General features: G+C 69.8%; 4 protein-coding genes. 2 read left to right on the forward strand and 2 right to left on the reverse strand.

All coding sequences use genetic code 11. The annotated features are described in order from the left end of the window. Nucleotides 1–457 precede the first annotated feature (457 nt). The gene (locus tag GXY15_04280; protein NLV40430.1) at nt 458–1273 is read right to left on the reverse strand and encodes a YceI family protein; all 816 of its coding nucleotides are present in this window, start codon (nt 1271–1273) and stop codon (nt 458–460) included. Between the two features lie 106 nt (nt 1274–1379). Continuing rightward, entirely contained in the window at nt 1380–2939 is a 1560-nt protein-coding gene (locus GXY15_04285; GenBank protein ID NLV40431.1) for a Gfo/Idh/MocA family oxidoreductase, read from the reverse strand. Between the two features lie 820 nt (nt 2940–3759). On the opposite strand from GXY15_04285, the gene GXY15_04290 reads away from it, so the two are divergent. Further along, the gene (locus GXY15_04290; GenBank protein ID NLV40432.1) at nt 3760–4896 is read left to right on the forward strand and encodes a 2-isopropylmalate synthase; all 1137 of its coding nucleotides are present in this window, start codon (nt 3760–3762) and stop codon (nt 4894–4896) included. A 170-nt stretch (nt 4897–5066) separates the two neighbouring features. Then, a partial coding sequence (locus tag GXY15_04295; protein ID NLV40433.1) for a hypothetical protein occupies nt 5067–5532 on the forward strand: 466 nt, incomplete at its 3' end.

A 5532-nucleotide genomic window follows, 5' to 3' on the forward strand; every position in this document is an offset into this window, starting at 1 on the left:
CATTTCCCCAAGGCCATCGCGGCACCCGGTCTGGAAGGCGCAAGCGAGCTTGCGCACTCCAAGGCGCGCTCCGCGCGCGTCGTGAGAGGCCGACACACACCCTCACAGCCCCGGCGTTGCACAGCGCGAAGCGCCTTGGAGTGCGGTAGCTTGCTGCCGCCGTTCTTCGCGTGGGCTTGCCCGCGCGGGGGCGGACGCGAAACGACGATAGCCGCGCATTTCCCCAAGGCCATCGCGGCACCCGGTCTGGAAGGCGCAAGCGAGCTTGCGCACTCCAAGGCGCGCTCCGCGCGCGTCGTGAGAGGCCGACACACACACCCTCACAGCCCCGCGCCCTCACAGCGCGCTGCGCACGCGAAAAGGCACCGACATTGTCCGCCTCCCCTCCAAGAAAAAAACGCGCGGCGGGCCGCCGGGGGGCGTGCGCGCCGCGCGCTTGATTGCGGGATGCGGGGGATCAGGACTTCTTCGCGAGGACCTCGAACTTGACGAGGACGTCGGGGAGGATCGGGACGCGGACGCCGCCGATTTCCCAGTCGCCGGGGCCGACGCCCCAGAGGTTCCGGTCAATGCGGACCTCGCCGAGGGCGGTGACCTGGGTGTCGGAGACCTTGACGTCCAGGGGGATTTCCACGCCGACGGTCTTGTCGCGCATGGTCCACGCCACGGTGGCGACATACTTGCCGTCGCGCTGCTCGATCTTCTTGCTCTCAATCTTGACCGTGGGATAGGTCTCAATGTCGAAGAAGACGGCGGTCTTCAGCACGCCGGTGAGAATGGCGTTCTCCGTGCCGATGGACGGGGTGTCTATGGTGATGCTGAAGGAGCCCTGTGTGAAGTCGCCGCCCGGAATGGTCACGGTGCCCTCGCTCTTGTCGAAGCGCCCGCTCATGCCGATGGTGTCGCCAGCCACGGTCTTGTAGCCGATGAAGTCAATGAAGGTGTCGTCGAGGCTGAGGGCGTAGGTGACCGCGTCGCCCGCAGGGGCTTCGGGGGCGGCCGCAGGCGCGGCGGCGGGGGCGTTCACGGGGGCGTCGGCCGGGGCGGCCTCCACAGGCGCTACGGGAGCTTCGGGGGCCGCGGCCGGAGCAGGCGCTGGCTTGGCATCATCCAAGGTTTTCAGGTCCACCACGGCCGTCTGGTGGGTGCGCTCGAAAACCTTGGTGGCCTCGGCGGCCTTCTTTCCGTATTCCACGCCAAACTTATACCCGGCGGCGCCGCCGGCGGCGGCGCCCAGGGCGATCAGAACGACGCCGATGAGAATCTTCTTCATGGTTCAGACTCCTTTGCTCTCTGCCCTGTTAACGCGCGGGCTCGCGGCATTCTTAGAACACGGGGCCGCGGCGGGGCTGTTCCCGCCGCGGCCCGGAAAAGCGTTGTCAGCTCTGCGCGGGGGCCGCAGGCGCCTCCGGGGCGGGGGCCGCCGCCGCGTCGGCCGCCGGGGCGGCCTCGGCGGGCTTGGCGTTGCCCCAGGCCGGGTCGTACTCGAAGTGCGACGGGGTCTCGAAGTCGAAGGTGGTCCACGCCGGGTCGAAGTCTATGATCTTGCCCTCGGTGCGGGACTTGATGGCGGCGATGGCGGTCAGCGCGGTGGTAAAGCCGACCATCTGGTTGTTGAGCGGGACCTTGCCGGTGCGCACGCCCTCGACGAAGGCGGCGAACTGGTACACGTCCGGAACCTTGAGGTCCGTGCGGTCCTTGAACAGCTCGACGCCGTTGAGCATCTCCTCGTTGGTCTGCTTGCGGGTGCTGCCCGCGGCGGTCTTCGCGGCCAGCTCCTCCGCCGTGAGGTTCTCCTGCGTGGCGTAGGTGACGTCCTCCTGGTAGTACTTGCAGACGTTTTCGGTCAGCTCGAGGGTGCCCAGGTCGCCCTGGATCAGCTCGGACGCGCCGCGCTTGGCGTTGCTCAGGATGCTGGTGTAGACAAAGCGCACGGTGTAGTTGCGGTTCGCCGTGCTGTCGTCCATGAGCGTCGTGCGGGACTTGGTCTGGATGAAGCCCGGCGAGCTGCGCTTCATGTCGTACTCGAAGACGAGCACGATGTTGTCGTGGGCCGTGCGGCCGTCCTTCCAGTAGTCGAGCCCGGCGACGGAGAAGACGCGGGTGGGCACGGCCTTGAGGAACCAGTTGGCGATGTCGGTCTGGTGCGTGGCCAGCTCGGTGTAGAGCCCGCCGGACACCTCGTCAAACAGGCGCCAGTTCATGTGCAGCTCGAAGTCGGGGATGTACTTCTTCTCCTCCTCGTTCAGCACGTAGTCCTTCGGCATGGGGCGGCGCCACTGGTTGTTGCGGTGCCACTGCGCGGTGATGTGGGTGATGCGGCCGAGCATGCCGCGGTCGTAGGTCATCCACATGCCCAGGTTGTACTTGGGGTTGTAGCGGCGCTGGTGGCCGACCTGCACGAACTTGCCGGTGTCGTGGCATTTCTGGATGACCGCGCGGCCCTCCTCGACGGTGCGGACCATGGTCTTCTCGCAGAAGACGTACTTGCCCGCGTCCAGCGCGTCCAGCGTGATCGGCGCGTGGGTCATGAGCGGCGACGCGATCACGACGCCGTCCAGCGTCTCCTTCTCCAGCATCTCCTTGTAGTTGTAGTACACGTTCGGCGCCGGCAGCGCCTTCGCCGCCGCCTTCATCTCGTCCGTCACCGGCGCGCCCTCGGCCAGGTACTGCTTCGCGTTGGAGAGCATCACCAGCGGCCGGGCCGACTTCTGGTTCGCCGCGTACACGTCGCTGAACGCCGCCACATGGATGTCGTCGTTGCCGCAGAGGCCCTCGTTCAGGTGGAAGCAGCCCTGGCCGCCCAGGCCGATGCAGCCCACCACGACCTTGCTGTTCTGCGCGTAGGAGAAGGGGGAGTACGCCGTGGCGATGGAGAAGGCCGCGGCGCCGGCGCCGGCCACCTTGACGAAGTCGCGCCTGCTGATGTCACTGCTCATGGAATCTCGCTCCTGTGCCGCGGCCGGGGCCGCGAAATGTTAAGAGGGCCACTCCGCGCGGCCCGCGCCGGTACTGTACCGGCCCGGGCGGGCGCGCCTGCATTCCAAGGTTGCGGGGGCGAGCCGTCCCGTGTCCCCCGCTTTCCGCGTTTTTCGGCGTAACAGACGGTTCCCGAACCATTTGACCGCGCCAGAAACGAAAAGGTTGCGCCAAAGCGGCGGAACGGCAAAAAGCCGCCGGGTATTATAGGGGCATCCCGCCGCCGCAGTCCACTTTTCCGGGAATGCGGGAAGCGGGCACACGGGCCGAAAATGCTCCGACAAGAGATTGCCGCGTCGGCCGGGGCGGCCTCCTCGCAACGACCGGGCGAATCACCGTCATCGCGAGGAAGCGGAGCGACCGAAACGATCTCGTTCCCGGCATGCCCCCGCTCCCCACTTCTCTTCTTGGCGACTTGGGCCGTGCCGCCTTCTTGCCCCGCGGCGCGCCTTCGCGGTACAATGGGGTTGTCATGAACACGCAACGGCACAACGCGAACCTGCGACTGCGGCTCCGACTCGGACGCCGGAAGGCTTCCGCTGTGCCCTGCCGTGTGTGACTGAACTGACAGAACGCGCATTCCGGGCCGCGGGGCCAGTCCCCGCGGCCTTTTCTTTTTGTCTGGACGCAAAAAACGGCGGCGCACGCCGCGCCGCACCCCGAAAGGAGGTGGTGTCTTATGGATTTGGGGCTCGACGGGCTCGAATCCGGCTGCTTGCCCGCCCTGAGGCGGATGTCTGTCTGTGCACATGAAAAAGCAACCAGAAAAGGACCGGTACCATGGAAAGAGAGATTCGTTTTTTCGACACCACCCTGCGCGACGGGGAGCAGACCCCGGGGGTGCATTTTGACGCGGAAACCAAGGTGATCCTGGCCCGCCGCCTGGAGGATTTCGGCGCGGCGGTCGTCGAGGCGGGCTTCCCCGCCTCGTCGCCGGGGGACGCGGAGGCGGTGCGCCGCGTGGCGGAGGCCCTGGAGCGCGCCGAGGTCGCCGCGCTGGCCCGGTGCCGCGCGGGGGACATTGACGCGGCCGCGGAGGCCCTGGCCCCCGCCCGCAGGCCCGTCCTCCACGTCGTGCTGGGCGTTTCGGACATTCATCTGGCGAAGAAGCTGCGCATGTCCCGCGCCGCCGCCGTGCGCGCCATTGCGGAGTCCGTCGCCCGCGCGCGCCGGCGCGTGGAGCGCGTGCAGTTCAGCGCCGAGGACGCCTCGCGCGCGGACCCGGTCTTCCTGCGCCAGTGCGCCCAGGCGGCGGCGGACGCGGGGGCCTCGCGGATCAACCTGCCGGACACGGTGGGCTGCGCCCTGCCGGAGGAGTACGGCGCCATGATCGCGGACGTGGCCGCCTTCCTGGACCGCTCGGTCATCGTGTCGGCCCACTGCCACAACGACCTGGGTCTGGCCACGGCGAACACGCTGGCCGCCGTGCGCGCAGGCGCGCGCCAGGTTGAGGTGAGCGTCAACGGCCTGGGCGAGCGCGCCGGAAACGCCGCCGCCGAGGAGGTGGCCGCCGCCCTGCGCCTGAAGCGCGTCGCCGCAACCGGCATCCGCCTGGAGATGGCCGCGGCCGTCAGCCGCCTGGTGGCCGAGGCCTCCGGCGTGCCCGTGCAGCCCAACCGCGCCCTCGTCGGCGCGAACGCCTTCACACACAGCTCGGGCATCCACCAGGACGGCCTCCTGAAGGATCCGGAGACCTACGAGTTCGTGGCCCCCGCGCTGGTCGGCGCGCCGGGCCACCGCTTTGTCATCACCGCGCGCTCCGGGCGCGCCGCCGTCGCCCGCGAGGCCGCCCGCGCCGGGGTGAACGTGGCGCCCGGCGACGTGGACCGCGTCTACCGCGCCGTCCTCCAGGCCGCCGACGCGCGCGGCGGCGCCGTGGACCCCGAAGAGATCGCCCGCATCGCCGCGGGCGTGTGAGGAGGGGGGGGGCTGGGCGGCTGCGGGTTCCGCCGGGAACCCGCGGCCGCCTCCGGGCCGCGCTGAAACAACGCGCGCCGGTTTAACAGCCCCCCACCGCAACCCGGAGCCCTCCGCCCATGCCCGAGCACGCCCCCCGGCCCTCCCGCCTCCGCCGTTGGATACGTCGCATGACTGCCCGACGCGCGGAACGCCCCCTCCCCTCCCCTGTTCCCGCCGCCGCCGCCCCCCTGTCGCGCCCCGAAGGCGCGGCCCCCGCCCTCGCCGCCTGGCAGGACTTCCTCCCCCTGCCCAACGACACCCCCTTCGAGATGCTCCGGGTCTACCGCGTGCTCCGGGACGCGGTGCCGGACATCTCGGACGCCGTGTGGACGTGGAAACGCCTCTGCCACGCCGGACACACGGTGGCGGTGGCCGAGGCCGGGTCGCCCCGCGACGCCGCCGAGGCCCTCGCCCGCGCGGAGGCCCTCCAGCGCCGGGTGAACCCCGGCGCGGGCGGTCTCGCGGGGCTGATGGACATCGCCTACGCGGCCCTGTTCACCTACGGCGCGGCGGCGCTGGAACTGGTCCCCGGCCGGGGGCGCTCGGGCATCCATGACGTGGTGCCGGTGGACGTGTGGACCCTGCGCTTCCGCC

The organism is Candidatus Hydrogenedentota bacterium, from assembly GCA_012730045.1.
Classification (GTDB): domain Bacteria; phylum Hydrogenedentota; class Hydrogenedentia; order Hydrogenedentales; family CAITNO01; genus JAAYBR01.